The organism is Pseudobutyrivibrio ruminis (assembly GCF_015057245.1).
GTDB classification, from domain to species: Bacteria; Bacillota; Clostridia; order Lachnospirales; family Lachnospiraceae; genus Pseudobutyrivibrio; species Pseudobutyrivibrio ruminis_E.
Window position 1 is genome coordinate 206,052 of the sequence record NZ_SVET01000003.1, and the last position, 22,136, is coordinate 228,187.

The 22,136-nt window shown below is 39.7% G+C and carries 21 protein-coding genes; 3 read left to right on the forward strand and 18 right to left on the reverse strand.

Annotated features, from left to right (window positions below):
• Positions 1 to 2 precede the first annotated feature (2 nt).
• Complete coding sequence (priA, locus tag E7274_RS04690; protein WP_074792183.1) at positions 3 to 2,234, reverse strand: replication restart helicase PriA; 2,232 nt, start codon at positions 2,232 to 2,234, stop codon at positions 3 to 5.
• Between the two features lie 99 nt (positions 2,235 to 2,333).
• On the opposite strand from priA, the gene pyrB reads away from it, so the two are divergent.
• Positions 2,334 to 3,248: an aspartate carbamoyltransferase gene (pyrB, locus tag E7274_RS04695; protein WP_044938387.1), complete on the forward strand. Its 915-nt coding sequence runs from the start codon at positions 2,334 to 2,336 to the stop codon at positions 3,246 to 3,248.
• Between the two features lie 9 nt (positions 3,249 to 3,257).
• Positions 3,258 to 3,695, forward strand: a complete 438-nt coding sequence (locus E7274_RS04700) for an aspartate carbamoyltransferase regulatory subunit (RefSeq protein ID WP_090394612.1) — start codon at positions 3,258 to 3,260, stop codon at positions 3,693 to 3,695.
• Positions 3,696 to 3,849: 154 nt separating this feature from the next.
• Here the strand turns inward: E7274_RS04700 and E7274_RS04705 are convergent, their stop codons facing one another.
• The 16 genes from E7274_RS04705 to E7274_RS04780 all read right to left on the reverse strand — a co-directional run bounded on the left by E7274_RS04705 (position 3,850) and on the right by E7274_RS04780 (position 19,519).
• Positions 3,850 to 5,508: a GH25 family lysozyme gene (locus E7274_RS04705; RefSeq protein ID WP_044938391.1), complete on the reverse strand. Its 1,659-nt coding sequence runs from the start codon at positions 5,506 to 5,508 to the stop codon at positions 3,850 to 3,852.
• 77 nt (positions 5,509 to 5,585) lie between these two features.
• Positions 5,586 to 5,792 carry a DUF6472 family protein gene (locus E7274_RS04710; protein WP_044938395.1) on the reverse strand — a complete coding sequence of 69 codons (207 nt, stop codon included), beginning with the start codon at positions 5,790 to 5,792 and terminating at the stop codon, positions 5,586 to 5,588.
• A complete protein-coding gene (locus E7274_RS04715) occupies positions 5,771 to 5,956 on the reverse strand; it encodes a hypothetical protein (RefSeq protein WP_033151491.1) in 186 nt (61 codons plus the stop codon). Before E7274_RS04715 ends, E7274_RS04710 begins: the two co-directional genes overlap by 22 nt.
• A complete protein-coding gene (locus tag E7274_RS04720; RefSeq protein WP_304174138.1) occupies positions 5,956 to 6,447 on the reverse strand; it encodes a COG2426 family protein in 492 nt (163 codons plus the stop codon). Before E7274_RS04720 ends, E7274_RS04715 begins: the two co-directional genes overlap by 1 nt.
• Positions 6,448 to 6,452: 5 nt before the next feature.
• On the reverse strand, positions 6,453 to 7,514 hold the full coding sequence (gene hisC / locus E7274_RS04725; RefSeq protein ID WP_304174139.1) for a histidinol-phosphate transaminase: 1,062 nt from the start codon (positions 7,512 to 7,514) through the stop codon (positions 6,453 to 6,455).
• 21 nt (positions 7,515 to 7,535) lie between these two features.
• Entirely contained in the window at positions 7,536 to 9,230 is a 1,695-nt protein-coding gene (locus tag E7274_RS04730; RefSeq protein WP_304174141.1) for a L,D-transpeptidase family protein, read from the reverse strand.
• 106 nt (positions 9,231 to 9,336) lie between these two features.
• On the reverse strand, positions 9,337 to 10,206 hold the full coding sequence (gene hslO / locus E7274_RS04735; protein ID WP_074792194.1) for an Hsp33 family molecular chaperone HslO: 870 nt from the start codon (positions 10,204 to 10,206) through the stop codon (positions 9,337 to 9,339).
• The gene (locus E7274_RS04740; RefSeq protein ID WP_304174142.1) at positions 10,203 to 10,946 is read right to left on the reverse strand and encodes a class I SAM-dependent DNA methyltransferase; all 744 of its coding nucleotides are present in this window, start codon (positions 10,944 to 10,946) and stop codon (positions 10,203 to 10,205) included. Before E7274_RS04740 ends, hslO begins: the two co-directional genes overlap by 4 nt.
• A 4-nt stretch (positions 10,947 to 10,950) precedes the next feature.
• The gene (locus E7274_RS04745; protein WP_304174144.1) at positions 10,951 to 11,994 is read right to left on the reverse strand and encodes a DUF6709 family protein; all 1,044 of its coding nucleotides are present in this window, start codon (positions 11,992 to 11,994) and stop codon (positions 10,951 to 10,953) included.
• 18 nt (positions 11,995 to 12,012) lie between these two features.
• The gene (locus E7274_RS04750) at positions 12,013 to 12,957 is read right to left on the reverse strand and encodes an alpha/beta fold hydrolase (protein WP_044938414.1); all 945 of its coding nucleotides are present in this window, start codon (positions 12,955 to 12,957) and stop codon (positions 12,013 to 12,015) included.
• A gap of 77 nt (positions 12,958 to 13,034) precedes the next feature.
• Positions 13,035 to 14,801, reverse strand: a complete 1,767-nt coding sequence (recJ, locus tag E7274_RS04755; protein ID WP_304174146.1) for a single-stranded-DNA-specific exonuclease RecJ — start codon at positions 14,799 to 14,801, stop codon at positions 13,035 to 13,037.
• Positions 14,802 to 14,866: 65 nt separating this feature from the next.
• Positions 14,867 to 15,850 carry a phosphate acetyltransferase gene (gene pta, locus E7274_RS04760; protein WP_090482878.1) on the reverse strand — a complete coding sequence of 328 codons (984 nt, stop codon included), beginning with the start codon at positions 15,848 to 15,850 and terminating at the stop codon, positions 14,867 to 14,869.
• 124 nt (positions 15,851 to 15,974) lie between these two features.
• Complete coding sequence (locus tag E7274_RS04765) at positions 15,975 to 17,156, reverse strand: CapA family protein (RefSeq protein WP_304174148.1); 1,182 nt, start codon at positions 17,154 to 17,156, stop codon at positions 15,975 to 15,977.
• A gap of 16 nt (positions 17,157 to 17,172) precedes the next feature.
• The gene (locus E7274_RS04770; RefSeq protein ID WP_033151501.1) at positions 17,173 to 17,349 is read right to left on the reverse strand and encodes a DUF4250 domain-containing protein; all 177 of its coding nucleotides are present in this window, start codon (positions 17,347 to 17,349) and stop codon (positions 17,173 to 17,175) included.
• Positions 17,350 to 17,443: 94 nt separating this feature from the next.
• Complete coding sequence (locus E7274_RS04775; RefSeq protein ID WP_090482884.1) at positions 17,444 to 18,406, reverse strand: methyl-accepting chemotaxis protein; 963 nt, start codon at positions 18,404 to 18,406, stop codon at positions 17,444 to 17,446.
• A gap of 18 nt (positions 18,407 to 18,424) precedes the next feature.
• Complete coding sequence (locus E7274_RS04780; protein ID WP_304174150.1) at positions 18,425 to 19,519, reverse strand: FIST signal transduction protein; 1,095 nt, start codon at positions 19,517 to 19,519, stop codon at positions 18,425 to 18,427.
• 173 nt (positions 19,520 to 19,692) lie between these two features.
• Here E7274_RS04780 and E7274_RS04785 point away from each other — a divergent pair, with 173 nt between their 5' ends.
• Entirely contained in the window at positions 19,693 to 21,444 is a 1,752-nt protein-coding gene (locus E7274_RS04785) for a sensor domain-containing diguanylate cyclase (protein WP_304174152.1), read from the forward strand.
• Between the two features lie 12 nt (positions 21,445 to 21,456).
• Here E7274_RS04785 and E7274_RS04790 read toward each other — a convergent pair whose 3' ends face one another.
• Complete coding sequence (locus tag E7274_RS04790) at positions 21,457 to 22,128, reverse strand: histidine phosphatase family protein (RefSeq protein WP_304174154.1); 672 nt, start codon at positions 22,126 to 22,128, stop codon at positions 21,457 to 21,459.
• Positions 22,129 to 22,136: the final 8 nt, after the last annotated feature.

Consider the following 22,136-nt stretch of genomic DNA (forward strand, 5'->3'; position numbering starts at 1 on the left):
TGTTATATTGTAGATATCGGATCAAAATCAAACCATGTAGAGGTATTTCTGTATTGCTTTTGCTGCAATAAGAATGCCTCGATAGTATCTTTTACATTAACAAGCCTATCGTATTCGTCGGCCTTTACGTAGATTACCCTACGGTAAACGTCCTTTAGCTTTCCAATATAGGCGTCCTCCGGACCCATGATAATGATGTTTGAATCCGCCTGTCTGATGATATCTGCTAGAATATCTGCCTGTTTGATAGCATCCTGCTGCTTGTCGCAGCTAACTTGTATGCCCAAAATATGTGAGCATGGTGGGTATGAAAGCAAGCGTCTGTATGCATACTCCTGACTATAGAAGCTGTCATAATCCTGGTTTGCAGAGGCAACTACTGAATAGTTATCAGGCTGATATGTCTGAATAACTGCAATGCCTGGCTCCGAGCCTCTACCAGCTCGTCCTACTGCCTGAGTAAGAAGCTGGAATGTACGCTCCCCACTATGATAATCGCTTTCGTTTAGTGATATATCTGCTGCTATTATACCAACTAAAGTGACGTTTGCAAAATCGTGACCTTTGACAATCATCTGAGTACCTATCAAAACATCTGCCTCGTGTGCTGCAAATGCTGATAGGATTTCCTCGTGACCATCCTTGCCCTTTGTGGTATCAGCGTCCATTCTAAGGACCCTTGCTGTTGGAAATAGTTCCTTTACTATTTCCTCCAGGCGCTGAGTACCGGCCTTGAAGCTGCCGATATACTTGCTACCGCAGCTTGGACATGTCTTTGCTGCCACTGTTGTGTAACCGCAATAATGACATTTCATCTTGCCACCTGCATGTAAATGAAGAGCAACATCGCAATGTGGACATTTTAACACATGGCCGCAGGCCCTACAAGAAACAAAGCCCATAAGCCCACGTCTATTTAAGAACAGCATAATCTGCTGATGCTTGTTTAATCTATCTGCCATCAATTCCTGCAATCTGCGACTAAGCATAGAACGATTGCCAGACTGAAGCTCTGCCCTAAGGTCTACTATCTCGCAAGAGGCCATATCCTGCCCCATCGCTCTGGAATGAAGAGTAATAAGCTGATATTCTCCAGTCTGTGTGCGACTGTATGCCTCAAGACTAGGGGTAGCCGAGCCTAGGATTACAGTAGCACCTGCAAGCTTTGCACGGTACACTGCAGTTTCTCTAGCGTGATATCTAGGGATGACTTCGGATTTGTAGCTTGGCTCGTGCTCCTCGTCAATTATAATCAATCCAAGATTTGCAAATGGTGTGAACAGTGCAGAACGAGGTCCTACCATAATGCTGATTTCCCCTGATTTAGCTCTCTCGAACTGATCGAAACGCTCTCCAGGAGACATCCTACTATTTAGGATACTTACTTTATCACCAAACCTGGTATAAAATCGCATAACCGTCTGGTATGTAAGGGCGATTTCCGGAATGAGGACAATTACCTGCTGTCCCATGGAAATCACATGCTCCATAACATCCATGTATACTTCTGTTTTGCCTGAGCCTGTAACACCATGGATAAGATATGTCTTTCTTCGACCTGTATCTATATCTGCTTTGATTGTTTCTGCAGCGGCTTCCTGCTCCTCATTTAAAACGATGTGCTTTTGATTTGCGTCCTTGTTGATATGAGGGTTTCTGAATGTTCTAACGGACTCAACCTTAACAATTCCCTTAGATTCTAAATCCCTGATATTTGACGATGGAATCTGAAGCTTTTTTGTAGCAAGCTCCCAGTCAAGAACATCCACCTCAAGAAGCTCTCTCAAAAGGCGTTCTTTTCCCACTGCATGATTCTTTTTAGTAAGAATCTGTGTCAACTCAATCTGGGCCTGTTCAAGTGAAATATTCAGGCTAATTTCTTTCTTTAGCTTTTCGTTTTCCTTTTTCTTAATAGGAATAACTGTCTTTAACGCCTGATTCATAGTAGAACCATAATTCTTTTTAAGAAATGCAGCCAAAGAAATAAGCTGAGACTCTATGGCAATGCTATCTTTTAGCACTCTTGCAATAGGCTTCAGCTTTGTAACATCAAACTCCGGCTTGTTGTGCAATCCCACCACATATCCTGTGATGGCGCGATTGCCCTGTCCAAATGGAATTACTACCTGAACACCCTCAGTTACTTGATTTTCAAGCTCTGTAGGCACAATATATTCAAATGTCTTATCCAATCTCTCGTGAGAGATATCAATAATTATATCCGCATATTTCATGGAAACAATTTTAACATAACTAGTTTATTTTTGAAACGAGTGTGATATAATTAGACGATTTAGTTATCAGGAAATTAATTTAAATAGGGAGGATTTCCAATGCGTCATCTAATGAGCCCTCTAGATTTTTCTAGAGAGGAACTAGAGCAGCTAATGGACCTGGCGGAGGATATTAAAAATCATCCAGACTCGTATTCCGAGAAATGCCACGGCAAAAAGCTTGCTACATGTTTCTACGAACCAAGCACACGTACACGACTATCTTTTGAGGCTGCCATGCTTAATCTTGGTGGTTCAGTCCTTGGTTTCTCTTCAGCTGATTCTTCTTCAGCAGCCAAAGGCGAAAGTGTTTCCGACACCATTCGCGTCATTTCTTCTTACGCAGATATCTGCGCTATGCGTCATCCTAAAGAAGGCGCTCCACTCGTTGCTTCTCAGCGATCACTTATTCCAGTTATTAACGCAGGAGACGGCGGTCATCAGCATCCCACTCAAACACTTACAGATTTATTTACTATCCGCTCTTTACGTGGAGAAATCAAAGATCTTACTATCGGACTTTGCGGTGATTTAAAATTCGGCCGTACTGTTCATTCTCTTATCAATGCGTTAGTACGTTATCCTGGAATCAAATTCGTACTAATTTCACCTGAAGAACTCAAAGTTCCTGAGTATATTCGCGAAGATGTTTTAGAAAAAAATGGATATGAGTACAAAGAAGTTGATTCTTTAGACGATGTTATGGGAGAGCTGGATATTCTCTACATGACACGTGTACAGAAAGAACGTTTCTTCAACGAAGAAGACTACATCCGCTTGAAGGATTTCTTCATCCTTACACCAGAAAAGATGAAGCTTGCAAAAGAAAATATGATGGTTCTTCATCCACTTCCACGAGTTAATGAAATCTCTGTAGACGTTGACGATGATCCACGAGCTATGTATTTCACTCAAGCTAAATACGGAGTATTCATCCGAATGGCTTTGATACTTACTCTTTTGGAATTAGTATAGGAGGATAATATGCTAAATATAAGTGGAATTCACCAGGGATTCGTGCTTGATCATATCAAGGCCGGCGAATCCATGACAATTTACCGCGACCTTCATTTGGATAACCTTGGCAGCGATTGCACTATCGCCATGATTATGAATGCTAAGTCCAACAAAATGGGCCGCAAAGACATTATAAAAATAGAATGTCCAATCGAACGTGTCGATTTAGACATTCTTGGATTCATTGATCACAACATCACCTGCAACATTATTAAAGATGACGTTATTGTAGAAAAGAGACAGCTTAAGCTACCTCACGAAATAAAAAATGTAATCTCTTGCAAAAACCCTCGTTGCATCAGCACCGTTGAGCAAGAGCTAGACCAAATCTTCATCCTCACTGATGAGGAACGTGAAATCTATCGCTGCAAATACTGCGAAGAGAAATATGTAGGATTAAAATAATATACGCTGTGTAAAATTTACGAAAGCCCATAGTTACGGCTACAAGCCTGATGAATTCTACGCTCGGCGACATGCCTCGCTTTAGAATTATCAGAGCTTGATGCCTACTATGGGCTTTCTTACTGTTTAGGCTAGCCTAAATTTCTCTTTACCGTTATTTAGTAGGTGCAGCAGCTGCAGCTGGAGCTGAAGCTACTACTACACCATTTGCATCTGTCTGATACAAAGTTGTTCCAATCTGGATTGTCTGATTGATTACAAGCTTTCCATCAAGTCCAAAGAGGTAATCACTTCCACCAATCTTTACTGTCTGACCAGCGATAAGCATTCCATCTGAACCTGCATAGTAAACACTACCATCGGCTGCGTTTATAAGGCCTGTTGCCATCTTTCCATCAGCTCCAAAGTAGTAAGCTGCTGTTCCGATTGTCTGTAAGCCTGTAAGCATCTTTCCGTCTGCTCCGAAGTAGTATGTTGCACCACCGATTGTGATGAGACCTACCTGCATCTGTCCTGCTTCGTTGAAGTAGTACATAGAACCATCAACTGCTACAAGACCTGATACTCTGTGAGCATCTGAAGGATCGCAGTAGTATGTGCCTGTTGCATCTGTCCACCATCCCTTGTACATCTTTCCGTTGTCGTTAGGATTGAACATGTATGTAAGACCATTAACTGTTACCCAGCCTACCTGCTGTAAGCCCTGCTCGTTAAAGTAGTACATATCCTTACCGATTACAGCAAGACCAACAAGCATGTGTCCGTCTGTTGTATCTAAGTAACGTGTACCAACTGTAGGATCTGTCCACCATCCTGTGTAAAGTGCACCGTTTGCAAGTGGATCAAAGAAGAATGTGCTTCCACCAAGCTCTAACCAACCTGTCTGAAGCTGTGAAGCCTCATTGAAGTAATAAATTGCCTTGTCAATTGTTGTAAGACCAACTGCTGCATTAGCTGTACCAGGTGTGAAGTAGTATGTACCTGTACCTGCTGGATCTACATACCAACCTGTTGTAACAATACCTGTTGTCTCATCTGTATGATACTTAACTCCTGCAATATCTACCCAACCAAACTGCTTACGGTAGTTGTTGAAGAAGTAAACATTTCCTGCGCCTAAATCAAGAAGACCTGCTGCTGGAATGAATGCTGTGTAGTCCTTCTGTGCTACGTTCATATCTACACGGCCGCTGATACCTGCAACTGCTCCGCTTGATGAATACTGCCAAATAGCCCAGCCAGCAATATCATTGTGATCTGAATACTGAGCAATCCACTTATCATAAGCAAGTGCTGATGTAAAGTGTGCCTTGTAGAAGTTTGTGTATGTGTAAAGCATTGGTGTGTAACCAGCCTGAGCGATTACACTACAGAATGCATTTGCCATTGCTGTACATGTATTAGCATCAATACCCTTCTGAGTTGCATCTTCGAAATCGAATGCTACTGGGAAGTTGATGTTGTATGGCTCAATCCACTGAAGAACAAGATTTGCTTCCTGGATAGCAGCCTCAACTGTTGTTGCGTATGAATAAATATATACACCTGTACGAATACCTACAGCCTGTGCTCCTGCTACATTAGCTGCAAAATAAGGATCAACACCACTCTTTGTGCTACCTACCTTAATAAATGTATATGTAACTCCTGACTGAGCTACTGCTGCCCAGTTAATTGCCCCCTGATACTTTGATACATCGATACCCTGTGCACCAGCTGCATTTGCAGTGATTGGTGTGGATACTGTCATCACTACAGCAAGCATCAACGCTGCAAGTGACTTAAACACTTTTGAAGCTTTAAATTTTCTCACTTCATTGACCTCCTAAATAAAACTAGAAATATAATATCATAATAATTTGTATTATTTAACTGATAAATACAAATATTTTACATCTGATGGCGTACTACCTTGTACTCATCTCCATTAACAAAATATGGGCATTCACTGTAATGACCTGTTACCAACCTAACATAATCATCCTCGTCCATATCCATTTCGCAATAATATTGCTCATCCTCTTCGTCCCATACGAAATTGTTACAATATTCGCAGGCAGTACTACCAGATTTTTTTACCTTACTATTACTAGCCATCTAATAAAACCTCCTACTAGAACAGCTACAAGTATTGTCCCTAGCATTATTGCATACATGTATTCCTGATGTTTCTTGCCCCAGGCAGAATTCATAACAGCCATATAAAGCCCAAGGCCAACAAGAATAGCTACAACATTTATCAACATATTAACTGTTTCCATTAAGCTGTCACTCCTATAAATGCACCAAGACCAAGTGTACATAAAACACCGATAATGATTCCGGCTAAAGCCACACCGCAGATTACTGCAAGGATTGAAGACTTAAAGTCCATATCAAGGATTGATGCTGCAAGTGTACCTGTCCATGCACCTGTTCCTGGAAGTGGGATACCAACAAACAATAACAATGCTACGAAAAGACCTCTACCAGCCTTTTCCTGAAGCTTCTTGCCACCCTTTTCACCTTTTTCAAGGCAGAATGTAAAGAAACCACCGATAACTGGCTTATCCTTGCCCCACTCAAGTACCTTTCTTGCGAAGAAATAAATGATTGGTACCGGAATCATGTTTCCAATGGCAATAAGAATATAAGCTAAAAGTAAATTGAAGCTTGGATCTGCAGCCTTAAATCCATAGGCAAATGGAATAGCCCCTCTAAGCTCAATAAGTGGAACCATCGAAATAAAAAATACTGTTAAATACTTGATCATTAAATCTAAACTCCTTTTAATATCTTTTCTAATTCATCTATAAATACTTGCATCTCCTCATCTGTTCCAATAGAAATACGCAAGTAATTTGATATACGCTGTGGTTTTGAAAAATAGCGTACATAAATGCCACGCTTTTTCAGCTCTTCAAAAATGAATGAAGCCTCCATAGATTCATGCTTTGCAAAAATGAAATTGCTTTTTGAATCTGGGAACGTAAATCCAAGGTTCTTTAGCTGAGCCTTTGTCCATTCTCTGGTGGTAATAACAGCATCAAGCTTTTCCTTGAAATAACTGTCATCCTCGATTGAAGCAACACCTGCTTGTAGCGTGATTGTATCCATTGTGTATGAGTTAAACGAAAACTTACAATCAGATAGATACTTAATAAGCTCCTTTGAACCAATAGCGTAACCAATACGGTTTCCTGCCATAGCTCTTGATTTAGAAAATGTACGAACTACCAAAACATTATCGTATTTACGAACTAAATCTATAGCAGACTCAGAACCAAAATCCACATAGGCCTCATCTATAATCACTACACACTCAGGATGTGCCTTAACAATGTCCTCGAAAAATGAAACAGGCTCTGCTATTCCTGTAGGTGCATTAGGATTAGGAATAACTATTCCTCCACATGGCATGTCATAATCGGTTTTTATAATTTTAAAATCCTCATCAAGTGCTTTAGTCTCAAATGGAATTCTAAAAAGTGATGCCCAAACATCATAAAACGAATAGGTAATGTCTGGGAAAAAGATTGGTTTATCTGAATTGAAAAATGTAAGAAAGCTCATTGCAAGAACATCGTCTGAGCCAACTCCGACAAAAACATTTTCCGCATCAAACCCATGATATTTAGCCAACGCCGAAATCAGTGACTGACATCCTGGATCCGGGTATTTTCTAAGAGAATCCAATTCTATTTTAGAAATAGCTTTACCCACCAAAGGACTTGGTGGGTATGGATTTTCATTTGTGTTTAGCTTAATTACCTTAGTTTTAGGCTGCTCGCCTGGAGTGTAAGGTACTACCTCTCTAACATTACTCTTCCAATTAGCCATATTTTGCCTCGCTATCGTGCACTATTGAACAACGCCTGTATCTGTACCGCCAGCCTGAGCTGCTGCAGCCGCTTCTGCGGCAGCCTGTAACTTCAATGTCTGAAGTGTAAGCTCTGCGTTAACAAGATCCTGATAATTTGAAACCTGTGCCTTCTGCTCTTCTGTTAAAGCTTCGTACTGTGCTCTAGCTTCAGCAATCTGAGGTTCAGACTCAAGTGTAACTGTCTCAATTTCTGCGATAAGCTCTGATACCTTAACCTGTGGATTCTGGATAAGGTAGTTTTCTTCCTCTGTATCACCAGTATAGAAAACAATAACAGGCCAACCAGCTTCTACTATATTGTAGATTTGCTCTGCAGCGGAAAGTGGAAGGTTAACACATCCATGGCTTCCGCCAGTTTTATAAATTGTGCCACCAAAGCTTGAGCGCCATGTTGCGTCGTGAAGGCCCTCGCCCATGTTGAATGGCATCCAGTAATTTACATGTGATTCGTAATTGTCACCTTTAAGTGTGGCATCTGTCTGCTTGTAAGCAATTGGGTATACACCTGTGTGTGTACCGTGGTTTGCTGAAATCTTACCTGATACACAATCTGTATCAAATACCATTTCACCATCCTTATAAACATACACATGCTGTTCTGTAAGGTTAACTTCTACATAGGAATTGCCATAATCGTGTTCGCCATGGCTTGTTCCGTAGTAAAGATAAGTGAAGTCACGAGTAACATCCTCGCCACCTTCAAGATCAGCAATGATTGCATCGATTTCGCCATCATATGCTATTCTCCAACCGAATGAACCTGCTGGAACTTCTATTGTCTCACCTGAAGTGGTTGTGAATTCCTTTTTCTTGCCATAAGTATTGTACTTATCTCCCATTGAGTTAACGTACTCACCAATAGCATCTCTGTCGAAGGAAACATTAAAGCTGTCATCCCATGTGAACCATGTAGCCTTTGTATCAACAGGGATTTCTTCTGTAATGCCCTCGCCTAAATCATAATGGATATCTGTATCCATGTAATTGTTTAAAACATCAACTGCCTTTTGAATATTAGCATCAGATGCTAGAACACTTGGCTTTTCATAGCATGTGCCATCTGCAAGATTAATCTCAGTTTGAAGATTCTCAACTGCATAGATGATTGCTTCCTCTACGCCTTCTTCTGTGATTTTATCTCCGTATACTTCATCTACAATAACAAACTTTTCTCCATCGAACTGGATAGTGGCATCCTGTGATTCTGTTGTAGATGATTGATTGCTGAAGTCAAGGCTGCTGGCTACTGCTGTGACCTTTGCAGCATCATATGAGTTGCCTGTAGCTGTGTAGTACTCAGCTGGAACAAACAAACGAAGTACCCAGTTGAAACCTGACTGAGAATCAAGAAGTGTCTGAACCTCTGATTCGTCGTAGTTAACTCCTACACCTAATTCACTTGAGCTGACTTCGTTGATAACATTTCCATCAGCATCAATAAATGAAATAGTGTATTTATCAGCGCTGTTGATGATTTTGTCGTATGTGCTTTGAGCTGTTCTAAATGAAGCACCAACGCCATTAACCTTACTCCTGATATAGAAGTGATTTCTAAAGAACAAGCTTCCTGCCAAATATATTATTAAAATAATACCAAGAATTATTCCAAGTCTGATTCTTTTTGCTCTGTAATAACTTGGTGGATAAATCTTTTTGCGACCTTTTGCTTTCATTGTGCATAATCCTCTAAAAATGATAATAAATCTCCGTGTGTTAGTTTACAGGAAATCAGCAAATAAAAACAACTAAACTTTTATCTAATAGGGCGCAATTATTTGACTAATTCCTCCTAAAGCTCTTGAGCTCGTCAATTGTAAACTCATATGCCTCATTACAGAACTGACACTTAACCTCTACTGGCTTGCCATCTGCAATGATTTCGTCCATATCCTCCTTGCCAAGTGATGCTAGACTTTTTACAACTCTATCTCTTGAGCAATCACACTTGTATGCTGCTGGATATGTTTCCTTAATCTCAACATCTAATCCTGCAAGAACAATCTGGAGCATTTCCTCTGGTGTCTTACCACTTGAAAGCATATCTGTAACTGAAGGAAGAGTCTTTAAATTCTCCTCAAGCTGAGTAATAACTTCCTCTGGAGTAAAAGGCATAAGCTGAACAATAAATCCACCTGCACAATTTACTGTATTGTCCTTATTCATAAGAACGCCAAGTCCTACTGATGATGGAATCTGCTCTGAAACTGCATAATAGTATGTAAGGTCCTCTGCAATTTCACCAGTCTGAAGCTCAACAGTACCAACATATGGCTCCTTGAGGCCCATATCCTTGATAACCCTCATAATACCAAGGTCAATTGCTCCGCCTACATCAAGCTTTCCATTCTTTGGTGGCAAATCAACTACTGATACATTAGGAAATCCCTTAACCTCACCCTTGCTGTTGGATGTAACTGTGATTCCCTTCATTGGACCACTTCCTTGAATCTGAAGTGTAACCAAATCATCCTCGCCTTTAAGCATAACGCCCATCATAGAGCCTGCTGAAAGCATTCTTCCAAGGGCTGCCGTAACGATTGGTGATGTATTGTGACGAGTTCTGGCCTCTTCAACTAAATCCTTACTTGTAATTGCAAATGCTCTAACTGCGTCATTTGCTGCTGTTGCTCTAACTATATAGTCTTTCATTTTGTAACCTCTCTTGCTATAAAATACAATCTATCACTATCTTCTGTAGGTGCTTCCATCGTGGAAACATCAAGCACCTGAAGAAGTTCTAAGCCACTTTCTTTAATGGCAGCCTTCACTTCATCGATGGTAAACGCATGCTGCATATGTTCTTCCTCGAATCTGTCAAAAGTGCCCTCTTCATTTTCTTCATAAATGGTCAGGTAATAATAATTGTCTCTGGTGTCAGGATTGTATTCATTTTCCCAAATGAAGCTTCCTTCTTCGCGGTTTTCCGCAATCGTACCAGTTCCTAGCTTTTTATAGTAGCTGTCTGTTTTCATATCAAATATGAAAAGACCTTTAGGATCAAGATAATTATTTGCCAGTTTGCAAACCTGAAGCAGCTCATCTGTGTCCGCAAGATAATTCATGCTATCACAAAGGCTGATTACCGCTCCTACCGTTCCGTATAATTCAAAGGAACGCATATCCTGACATAGATAAAGGATTCCATCGGAATCCTCCTGACTCATAGCCTCCATAAGCATATCGTAGGAGACGTCGATACCAATCATATCGTAGCCCATTTCCTTAAGGCGTCTGGTCATCTGTCCTGTACCGCAACCCAAATCGCATACGATTTCCATTGGCATATTATATTTTTCAAATAGTACTTTTATATTTTGTGCCCAATCATCATATGGAATATTGTCCATATATCTATCGTAGACTGTGGCAAAGCCAGTATAAGCTTCCATCCTGCTATACCCTCTTAGATAAAAAGCTTGTTATCTTTCTGATAACATCAAAATCATTTTGAATTTCTTCAACCTTGAGACGATTCTCCTCTGAAAATCCCACAAGTATATCATGGTTGGCCTCTGCCAAATAGTCCATAATACCGTCAATATCACTTTTGATATTCTTTGGACACTTGATATAGTGTCTCTTTCCTGCAGTAATGTGCAATGTATAAGTAATAGAGAAATGATGCCATAAAAACTTGTGCATTGTTGAATACTTGTAAATCCAAATTATAGCATCAATTGGAACAATGGCAACACCATAGCTACTTGTTTCAATAAAATAATGCTCTGTAATAAACATATCCTCTGTTGCAAGCTGTGGTAATGTAGCAAGCTCTTCCTCAGCTTCCTCAAGTATTTCTGCTGGCTTGCCGTAAGCTCTTGTTTTCTGAACTGGCAAAGACAACACCGGAAATGCAATATACAAACTGTATACTATGATTGATGCAACACTGTATAGACCAAAAATCGTGTAGAAAAACTGGAAGGCCTCTGCCGAAGGTCCTGTAGCATCTGGCTCTGAAATAGTGTATGTAGAAACTGTAGAAAGAATGCCCTCCTCGCTCCAATTCAAATCACTGGCCAAATTTGCTAAAAGGTTTCTGGCTGCCTCAGAATCATAAAGGATTTCACCTTTTATGGTAAGTTCTTCAATAGTAGGTGAGCCCTGCTCACAAGTATCAGGATCCAGAAGCACTATAACACACTCAGAATTAATCATAGTGTAATAATAGTAGCCTCTGGTTCTATCCAGCCATTTGCTGGTATATCCTGTAAAATATAAGTTCTTTAAATCAAATTTGGCGTAGTTTTCACCATCGTTATACATTTCGTATAAGCTGATTGAATCCTCAGTGTATGTCTTAGGAAAAAGCAAATGTCCTATTGGGAAAATAAATGTTACCGCAATAAGAATCACCAAAAAGACAATAGGAGCATATAGCTTACTTTTATAATATGTCTTTATTGACCTTGTTATTAAATGCTCCAAAGAATCCATAACTACTCCATTTTACCTTTATTTGTGTGCTTCAAGCCACTGATAGATATCTTCGTAAACCTGCTCTCTATCAAGCTCGTTTAATATTTCGTGTCTGTCACCCCTGTATAATTTCAGAGTAACATCCTTTATGCCTGCAGCTTTAAAAGCATCTGCTGCAGCTGTTGTACCTTTGCCCATATTTCCAACTGGATCCTCATCTCCGGATACAACTAAAAGTGGTAAAGTCTTGCGCATTTTTTCTACACAAGCCTTTGTTCCAACATATTTTGTAGCTTCTACTAAGCCCTTATATGCATTCAAAGAGAATGTGAATGTACAGTATTTGTCATGGTAGTACTTTTCAACGCTCTGAATGTTTTTAGAAAGCCATGAATTAGCATAATCATTTCCGTAGCAATCATACTGCTTGTAAGGTGCAGAATATGTCATATCTCTTACAAATGTGCTTCGGTAATTTTTGCCTTTTAAAAGTGAAAGAACAGCAATAACAGCAAGACCGCCATTACATGTGCCTGCAGATTCCTGACCTGTACCCATAATAACAGCACCAGTAAGCTCTTCCAAATAAGCAGTTTTATCAGATAAGAACTTACGAAGCATATATGAACCCATAGAATGTCCTAAAATGAAATAAGGAAGATTAGGATATTCCTTTTTAGTCTTTGCATAGTGTGTATAGATATCCTCTACCATATCGTCAGCAGGATGCTTGCCTGTCATGATACCAAGCTCTTCATCCTTTGTAACAGACTGACCATGACCAATGTGATCATGACCTACAACGACGTATCCCTTTGATGCAAGGAATGTAGCGAATTCGTCATATCTTTCAATATATTCAACCATGCCGTGAACAAGCTGTAAAACAGCTACTGGCTCTCTGTCTGGAAGCCACTTTCTACAATGTATTACAGAATGTCCATCCTTTGAAACAAATGTGTAAGTCTCCTGGTTTCCCATAAATATATCCCCCTTATATTTGCATTTATATTGATTCTAAATGATTTAACAGCGAGATTCAATAAATCACACGCAATCTATTGAAACTGTTCAATCATAATTTGTACACTGCGCTGGCCTCTAAATTCATTAATAGATGGCTCGTATACAATATCCATTTTAACGCCTGTATTTCTTCCTGAAAAGAGTCCTTGCCAACTGGAATCTCCATATTTTTGGATAACAGCGTTTTCGAATTCAGGAACATTTCTAAACATAAGAGCTGTTATATTTTGGCCTTTTTCTGTAAGTAATGATAAGCGTAAATACTGACCTTCCTTACCAATATAAGCCGCCCTGGTTATAGGTATATTTTTCAAAGCAAACAATGGCTTTGTATTACCTGTACCAAATGGAGCAAGTAAGTCTATTGAATCTACAAGCTCCTCAGTGATGTACCCTAGAGGCATATCGCAATCAATATTAATAATTTCCTGCATGTCATCATCTGTCAATTTACAGTTTGCATTAAGTCTTTGGCGAAGCTCATCTATTTTTTCTGTTGGAAGGCTGACACCTGCTGCCATTGGATGTCCACCGAACTTTGTAAACACATCCTTAACTGCTGTAAGCTCCTCAAACATATTGTAAGCCGGAATTGAACGGCCACTTCCCTTTGCTCCATCCTCAGCATCTGTAATCACAAGTACAGGCTTGCTGTAGCTTTCTCTAATACGTCCTGCCACGATACCAGCCAAGCTTTCGTGAAGTTCAGGAATGTACACTACTAGAACTCTATCATTTACAATGTCGGTAGTTTCGATAAGCTCTCTAGCTTTATCAATACCGGTTTGTGTCATTGCCTTTCGTTCCGCATTAAGTTCCACCAACTCATTTGCCATTGCAAGCGCTTTTGCCTGATTTTCTTCCATCAAAAGCTCTATTGCTTTAGCTGCAGTATCCAAACGGCCGCTGGCGTTAAGGCATGGTCCAATTACAAAACCAAGATGATAGCAGCTCAATGGTTTTCCTGAAAGCTCCGTTCTAGCAATAAGAGCGCTTAAGCCGATGTTGTCAGTAGTTTCAATTGCCTTGATTCCGTGATATACAGTGGAGCGATTTTCACCCTTTAATTCCATAACATCGCAAACCGTAGCAATGCTGGCAAACTGAAGGAACTTATCAGATTCTTCTTTTTCAATTCCAATGAACTCGTAAAGAACTTCCACAAGCTTCCATGCTACCTGTGCTCCACAGATTCCTTTAAATGGATATTGGCAATCCTCTCGCTTAGGATCGACCACAGCATCTGCATTAGGAAGAATTTGCTTTCTAGTAACTCCATCATCTGCCAATTCGAATGGCACCTCATGATGATCCGTTACAACAACTGTCATACCTAGTTCTTTCGCCAAATTGACTGCTGGAGCTGCTGCAATACCATTATCACAAGTAATAATGAATCTAACACCTTCATCATATGCTTTTTGAACCATATCTGGATTTATGCCATATCCATCAATCATTCGGTCAGGTACTGCATAGTCTACATCTCCCCCTGCCTCCTGGATAGCCCTGGTAAGAATGTATGTAGACATGATGCCATCTACATCATAATCACCTACAACGCGAATCTTTACTCCTTCATCAATAGCTTCCAGAAGTAGTTCACAAGCATTATCCATATCAGCCAAAAGATGAGGGTCAGGAAAATTATTTAAAGTAGGATGAAGATACTCATTCATCTCCTCATATGTTTTAAGACCGCGATTTACCATAAGGCGCACAATAACAGGGTCCACATTTAATTTCGAACTTAAGCCTGCATAGTCTGCAGCTTTTCTTTGTAGAATCCATCTACTCATAACAATTTCTCTCCGTTAAAAAAATTCCGCGACTTCCGTCGCGGAATTTAGTCGTTCTATAAATATTAAGCAAGAGCGGCAGTAATAATAGCCATTGAATATACTTCCTGAGCATTGCATCCACGAGATAAGTCGTTGATTGGTGCGTTAAGTCCAAGAAGGATTGGGCCATAAGCATCGAAACCACCAAGACGCTGTGCAATCTTGTATCCGATGTTACCAGCATTGATATCTGGGAAGATAAATGTGTTTGCGTGACCAGCTACTGTAGAGCCTGGGCACTTTGTCTTTGCAACACGTGGTGAAACTGCTGCATCAAACTGAAGCTCGCCTTCGATGTCAAGCTCAGGATACTTCTCCTTAGCCTTTGCTGTAGCTTCACGCATCTTATCAACATCCTCGCCCTTTCCAGAACCAAGTGTTGAGTATGAAAGCATAGCAATCTTTGGATCGATACCGAAGATTTTTGCACATGCTGCTGTCTCGCCAGCGATTTCTGCAAGCTCATCAGCGTTTGGCTTGATGTTGATTGCGCAATCACCCATAGCAAGAACTTCTCTATCGCCTGTAGCAGAGTTACGTACCATGATGAAGCATGATGATACGATGCTGTTACCTGGCTTTGTCTTAATAACCTGAAGTGCTGGACGTACTGTATCAGCTGTTGAGTATGTAGCGCCACCAAGAAGTGCATCTGCAACGCCCATCTTTACAAGCATAGTACCGAAGTAGTTTGCCTGCTTACATGTAGCAGCTGCCTGCTCCATTGTAACGCCCTTGCTCTTTCTAAGCTCACAGAAAAGCTCGCACATCTCATCAAATCTGTCATAGTTATCTGGATCAATGATAACTGCTCCACGGATGTTGAAACCAGCATCTTCTGCAGCTGCTGCAACCTCTGCTTCCTTACCAATAAGAATTGGCTGAAGGAAATCTGAACCAAGAAGACGGCTAGAAGCCTCAATAATACGTGGGTCTGTACCTTCTGTAAATACGATTTTCTTAGGATCCTTTTTAAGGATGTCAATTAATGCTCCAAATCCTGCCATTTTTAATTCCTCTTCTTTCTTTAACTATTTATTTAAAATTTAATTAGTTACTACAAACCATAGCTAGTGTACACCTTTTTTGTGAAAAATGGATGGCTTTTTTTATTGTTCTCGATTTTGTACTTTATTGTATTTTTTCTGATATAAATCCATTCTCATCAACGGCTACATTGCTAGAAATACTTTCAACATATGAATAGCCTGATTCATCTATTGAAGTCACTGCATTTGAGGCGCTGATTGGTACTATTCTGTAGCTAATAGCATCATTCTCATCAATTGTAAATTGAACTGCACCACCTCCACCTGACTTGATTGTCTGGTTAAAAATGAAGTTGCCCAAGCTGTAGAAAATAGGCTTGCCATTGTAGTATTCAACTGGCTGCAAGCAGTGGCTGTGCATGCCTATTACAGCATCTGCGCCAGCATCAATCATTTTGTAGCCATCATTAGTCTGGTAATCCTCAAGCTCAGTTGTGTGCTCCACGCCCCAGTGAACCATTACGAATAGATAATCCACCTGACTGTCTGCCTCTGAAATAGCATTCAATAAATCTGTCTCATCATAGAAGCAGAATTCCCCTGGCTGTGAGTTTAGAACATTCCAGCTTCCTACTGGTATCACATGGCTGGCTGCTAAAAAGCCGTAAGTTCTGCCCTTCGCATCTGTTTTAACAATAAGTTTACTAGCCTCTTCAAGACTGTTTCCAGCACCTGTATATTCAATACCGGCATCCGAAAGTGTTGTAAAGGTGTCTGTCAATGCATCCTGACCATAATCAAGTACATGATTATTTGCAAGCCCTGCTATATCTACACCTAAGTCATTAAGAATTGTCACGTAAGTAGGATTTACTCTAAAGGTGTATTGCTTATCTGGCGCCTGCTGTCCTCGCTCCGAATAGCAAAATTCATTGTTAATCATGGTAAATGTGGCGTCATTTAAAAGTGACTGTATCTCAGCTGATGCAACACCATCTATTCCCTGACTATCATAATTTGACTGAACATATTCGCTAAGCTCAACATCTCCAGTAAAGACAATTGATGTTGTTAAATCCTCTGTTGTAGGTTCAGCCTCTGATGTATCCTCAGTATCTTCTGCCTCCGTGGCAATAGGCTCATCCTCAGTGGTTTCCGTCTCACCTATTAGCCACTGAAGCTCATCTTCCATTCCCTGCTCTTTGGCAAAGGCTTTTGCCTGCTCATTAAATGGCCCATTTTCACCGAATGCATACCACATACCAGCACCGATTATTACCAGTACTAGTACTGTTTTAATTAATCCTGCAAAAAATTTTTTCATAAGCTTATTCTCTCTATTATCTGAATTTGTTCTTTTCAGCGTCGTAGTGATAATCAATCATTGCAAGCTTTGCAATTATTTCATCACCATCAATTTCATTATCCTCCACCAATGCATCAAAGCTTGAATAATAATCTCTTAATGCAGTATTTACTACAGAAAGAAGCATCACTGGATCTTTTGGAAAATTCATTTTGCGTCTCCTCTAAACTGTTATTCTGTAGTATTCTACCACATTAAATAGGGACCAGCAAAAAGCCGGTCCCACTCGTGATAAATCTTTTCAATTAAAGTTCAGTAAGAGGAGCAATCTGCTCAAGAACATTATTCATATCCTCAAACATGAAACCCTTCTTAGTAATTTTAACTTTGATATCTTCGATGTCATCTGAAACTGTATCGAAGTATCTCTGAGAGTCGTCAATGTTGTCAGAGATTTCATTGATTGATGATTCGCAGTTCTTAAATACATCTGCCATCTGAGCACTCTGGCCTGTTACCTCATCTGCAACGTCCTTAATCTTTCCAACAACTTCCTGCGTTTCAACTACTCTCTCATGAGAAGCACTAATAGCATCCTTTGTATGATCAACTGATTCAACCAAGCGGTTATTATTCTCATCAAGTTCTTTCATACTATCAAAGATAGATGTTACAACGCTTTGGATTTCAGTAGAAAGATTTGTTACTTCATCAGCAACAACGGCAAATCCTCGGCCTGCCTCACCTGCACGTGCAGCTTCGATTGAAGCGTTAAGGGCCAAAAGGTTTGTCTGCTTTGCAAAGCCACCAATCTGTTCAACCTTTTCACGAATGTCATCAAAGCTCTTCTGGAATGCTTCAAACACTTCCTCAACCTCTGCGATTGTATCTGAAACTGCACTAGAGCTTCTATCTACATTTTCCATACCTTCATGGGAATCGTCAGCTGTAATTTCAAGCTTCTTTACGATTTCATCAAAGGCTTGTGTAATCTCCTCAATTGTTTTGAATTGATCCTGGAATCTGGCAACTGAATCTGAAATGTTACCATACTTTTCCTCAACAACTGAGAAAGAATCTCTGATTGTCTCAATACCCTGAATAGTATTTGCCTCTTCTCTCTGAAGCATATTCTTTTGCTCAATCGAGAACCTACCAACCTCTTTTAAGGCAATCATTTTATCTTTTAAATTAACAGCTTTCTCACTTGCTGGCGTAGTTGTTGCAACTTCCTGCTCAACTACTTTCTTCTTACCAAAAAGTCCCATATCGTCCTCCTATCTGCCCTACTCAAATACTGCACATACCATTGTCTGATTAACATGTTGTTTCTTGTACTGCTCACCACCGCCGATGATTCCAACATGTGGGCCAACTCCCTTCATGGCTGTCAAATATTCGGTTAGATAATTCCTCTGAGTGTAGAGTAGATGACGATAGATACAATTTACAGAGAATACAAATGATATCTTCTTATTCTCTTCTTTAATTTGACGTCTTGTTTCTGCACCAATCTCGTCGTAATCCATCAGTTCCATTATCTGAATGGTATCATTTTCATTGATTTTTTTGTAATTAATCAATGAACCGTTCTCACCAATCGCATAAGGGCTACTGATGAAGATTTCATCACCGATTACACGACCAAGCGGACTAACCAAAACATTGTCTACTAACTCGCTTCTACTAACGCCAGCATCCTCACAATACACATCAGCTGCCGGTCTACCATCCAAAGAAATAAGTTCCTTCTTCGCCAGGTTAACCTTTGTTGCAATATGTGTATTTGCCCCTTCTATAGGTCTAAAAATCAGCTCAGAATATGTTCTAATCTTTCCTGTTTTATTTTTAATTAAAGCATAACAACATGCATCTGGATAAAGAACACCATTAAGCATTGCATATCCTGTTGCATCTGCTGGGTATCCAAAAATTGTACCACCAACAATAGGAATGTTAGCTTTCTCTAAAGCCACATTCATAGATGAAACCAAACGTTCCTCATCATTAGTACAGAACTCAATGCAAACTGTGTTGCCATCTCCTGCCCCAATCTTAGAAACCTTCTGTTCCATTGATGCAATATCCTGAAGAGGTGCCTTCGATAGATTTCGCAAGATTCCTACTTCAACCTCTGCATCTGCACCAAACGAAATCAAAACCATTCGCTTATCTGATGCTTCTGATTCATAATAAGACGTTGTACTTGTGCCGATTAAATCAACACCAGGGAACTTATTAGCAATTTGTTCCGAAGCGTCTTTCAAGTGTTCATATGCGCATAATAAAATTAATAATTTAGGATTATTAGCCTTCCCAATAACTTCGGCTACGGCTGAATTGACATCAGCCTTCATTGATGTACCAATTGATATTTGCATAATTACCCCTTTCTGACAATATATTCCCCAGCAACCTAACTGTATCACAAATATTTTCTGTTTTCGAGCAAGTTCACACAATTTCCATGAAATGTTGTTTTTTTTTCAATATACTAATAGTGTCACGTTATGTACCATAGTGACAATATTGACATATCGTTTTAGGAGGCAAGATGAAGCAAAAAACTATCGTATTTGACAAAGCTGACGAAATGAACACTGTTGCCCTTCAGCTTCTAAATTTTATTGAAGAAACTCCACATAAAAAAGTGCTTTTTCAAGCTGTGGAACCTAGTGGCGATATTGATTATATAAAAAAAGGATTGGAGTATGCTCATATTGCACTTCCAGAAATAACAATCATCGGTATGACTTCTCACTGCGCAATGACCCATGATACTCATGCCGCAAAATTTCCGGTTGTGTCCGTTCTTTTATTTGAAGAAAACGATTATACAGCCTTCTCTTATGACTGTAATATGTTTACACCTAAGGATGTAGGTCTTGAATTATGTAAAGAACTTGAAAACATCAAAGATGTAAAAGGCATTCTAATAATGGGCTCCGATATTACGCTGACTCCTCAGGATTTTATAGATGTAGTAACAGCGAAGTATCCTAATATTCCTTTGTTCGGAGCCTTGGCTGGCACTTCAACTTTAAAATCAGACGAGTCTTTGGTTTTCCATAACAACAACGTATATGAAAGAGGTATGGTAATTGTGGTATTTCACGGACCTACTCTGGAGATAACCACCCACTATAGTTTTGGCTGGAAACCTTTAGGAAACTCCTTTACTGTTACAGAAAGCTCATCTGATGGAAAAGTTTACAAAATAAATGATAAGCCTGCTGTCACTGTATATAATAAGTATCTAGGGGTTCCTATTAATGAATACTTTTTCGAGAATACAGCAGCATTTCCTTTTATTTTTAAGCACAATAATAAGCTGGTTGCCCGTGTTGCATTAAAGCACACAGTAACCTCTCTTCAGTTTGGAATTGAAATACCAGAAGGTACAAAATTCAGTTTAGCTTACGCTAAAGCAAATTATCTTTTGGATGAATCGCTGACCTGTGCTAATAAGATGAAGGAGTTTAATCCTGATGCAATATTAATTTATGCATGCATGAGCCGTAGAACTCTTATGGGGGATGAACTAGCTGAAAGAGAATTTTCATACTTTAAACAGGTTAATCCTAATGTAACCTGGTCATGTGGATACGGAGAGCTTCTTTACGACGAGCATGGCGATGGCCTATTAAATGGTTCTCTTGTTGCTGTAGGTATAAAGGAAGGTAACAAACCAGTCGCAGATACCTCTCCTATTACAGACCCACGATTACAAGCTGAGCCTGAGGTTATAGATTTAAGAGATCGACTTATTTCATTCCTGGAATCAACAACAGAAGATTTAAATGAGAATATAAACCTTCTTGCAAATATGGCTAGTCATGATCAGCTTACAAAAATCTATAATCGGGCAGCTCTTGACTATTATTATGATGAGCTAGTCCACAATATTTCTGCCTTTGATACCATCGCTATGATTATGTTTGATATTGATCACTTCAAGCGAGTTAATGATACCTATGGTCATGACGTAGGAGATCAAGTAATTACAGGAGTTGTAAATACAATAAAGGAAAGACTTCCAGACAATGCAATTTTTGCACGTTGGGGTGGAGAAGAATTTATGTGTCTTCTTCCAAATTGCGATAAAGAAACTGCTATTAATGTGGCAGAACGTATCCGCATAAGAGTATCTGTAACTGATTTTACGCCTGTTGATCAGGTAACTATAAGTATCGGTGTTTGCCTAATAAGCAAGGATATGGATAAAATTGAATCCTTTGCCAAAGTCGACAAAGCCTTGTATGAAGCCAAAGAAACTGGCCGCAACAAGGTTGTCTACTCTGAGTAATACTATTATCAATTACCAGTTTTTCTCAAATCCATCTGAGATAAACTGGTAATTGTCTTCTGTGCCATCTTCACTTATAAACAATTCTGCTATGGCGCAGTTGTTGAAATCCACATCCCAATACTGGCTTCGTGGAGTATTTTTAATAGTCTCAAAAATAGCATGACTAAGTGCCCCATGGCTTACCAGCATAACAATGTCATCATCATTAAACTGACCTGTTTTTATAGCACTTCTGATTTTTTCTATCACACGTCCTGCTCTTGCTATAACCTCGTCATAGCTTTCACCACCCTCAGGAGGATTATAAGTTTCAGGTTTATCGAAACATTCAACAAGAAATTCCGGATTTTCCTGTTCCATATTTTTCTGTTCATATATTCCAAAAGACATTTCTATTAAATCTGGCTCAATTACCACATCATCAGGCTTATTGTCCTTAGTTATTTCATTTTCCTGATAGTCACTAATATCAATTCCAGCTACTACACAGCCTGTCTCAATTGCTCTTCCCAGTGGACTGGTTATTAGTTTTGTTGGAATAAGGCCAAGACTTTTCACTAGCTCATGTGTCTCTCTCGCCTGCTGACGCCCTCTTTCATTAAGGGGGATTTCAGAACTTCCCTGCAATCTTTTTTGTGCATTTAAATCTGTCTGTCCATGTCGTACTAATAGTATTCTCAAAATATTGT

Coding starts and splice junctions, on each gene's coding strand:
- priA (WP_074792183.1), bottom strand. CDS start 2,234: ATGAAATATGCGGATATAATTATTGATATCTCTCACGAGAGATTGGAT.
- pyrB (WP_044938387.1), top strand. CDS start 2,334: ATGCGTCATCTAATGAGCCCTCTAGATTTTTCTAGAGAGGAACTAGAG.
- E7274_RS04700 (WP_090394612.1), top strand. CDS start 3,258: ATGCTAAATATAAGTGGAATTCACCAGGGATTCGTGCTTGATCATATC.
- E7274_RS04710 (WP_044938395.1), bottom strand. CDS start 5,792: ATGGCTAGTAATAGTAAGGTAAAAAAATCTGGTAGTACTGCCTGCGAA.
- E7274_RS04715 (WP_033151491.1), bottom strand. CDS start 5,956: ATGGAAACAGTTAATATGTTGATAAATGTTGTAGCTATTCTTGTTGGC.
- E7274_RS04720 (WP_304174138.1), bottom strand. CDS start 6,447: ATGATCAAGTATTTAACAGTATTTTTTATTTCGATGGTTCCACTTATT.
- hisC (WP_304174139.1), bottom strand. CDS start 7,514: ATGGCTAATTGGAAGAGTAATGTTAGAGAGGTAGTACCTTACACTCCA.
- E7274_RS04730 (WP_304174141.1), bottom strand. CDS start 9,230: ATGAAAGCAAAAGGTCGCAAAAAGATTTATCCACCAAGTTATTACAGA.
- hslO (WP_074792194.1), bottom strand. CDS start 10,206: ATGAAAGACTATATAGTTAGAGCAACAGCAGCAAATGACGCAGTTAGA.
- E7274_RS04740 (WP_304174142.1), bottom strand. CDS start 10,946: ATGGAAGCTTATACTGGCTTTGCCACAGTCTACGATAGATATATGGAC.
- E7274_RS04745 (WP_304174144.1), bottom strand. CDS start 11,994: ATGGATTCTTTGGAGCATTTAATAACAAGGTCAATAAAGACATATTAT.
- E7274_RS04750 (WP_044938414.1), bottom strand. CDS start 12,957: ATGGGAAACCAGGAGACTTACACATTTGTTTCAAAGGATGGACATTCT.
- recJ (WP_304174146.1), bottom strand. CDS start 14,801: ATGAGTAGATGGATTCTACAAAGAAAAGCTGCAGACTATGCAGGCTTA.
- pta (WP_090482878.1), bottom strand. CDS start 15,850: ATGGCAGGATTTGGAGCATTAATTGACATCCTTAAAAAGGATCCTAAG.
- E7274_RS04765 (WP_304174148.1), bottom strand. CDS start 17,156: ATGAAAAAATTTTTTGCAGGATTAATTAAAACAGTACTAGTACTGGTA.
- E7274_RS04770 (WP_033151501.1), bottom strand. CDS start 17,349: ATGAATTTTCCAAAAGATCCAGTGATGCTTCTTTCTGTAGTAAATACT.
- E7274_RS04775 (WP_090482884.1), bottom strand. CDS start 18,406: ATGGGACTTTTTGGTAAGAAGAAAGTAGTTGAGCAGGAAGTTGCAACA.
- E7274_RS04780 (WP_304174150.1), bottom strand. CDS start 19,519: ATGCAAATATCAATTGGTACATCAATGAAGGCTGATGTCAATTCAGCC.
- E7274_RS04785 (WP_304174152.1), top strand. CDS start 19,693: ATGAAGCAAAAAACTATCGTATTTGACAAAGCTGACGAAATGAACACT.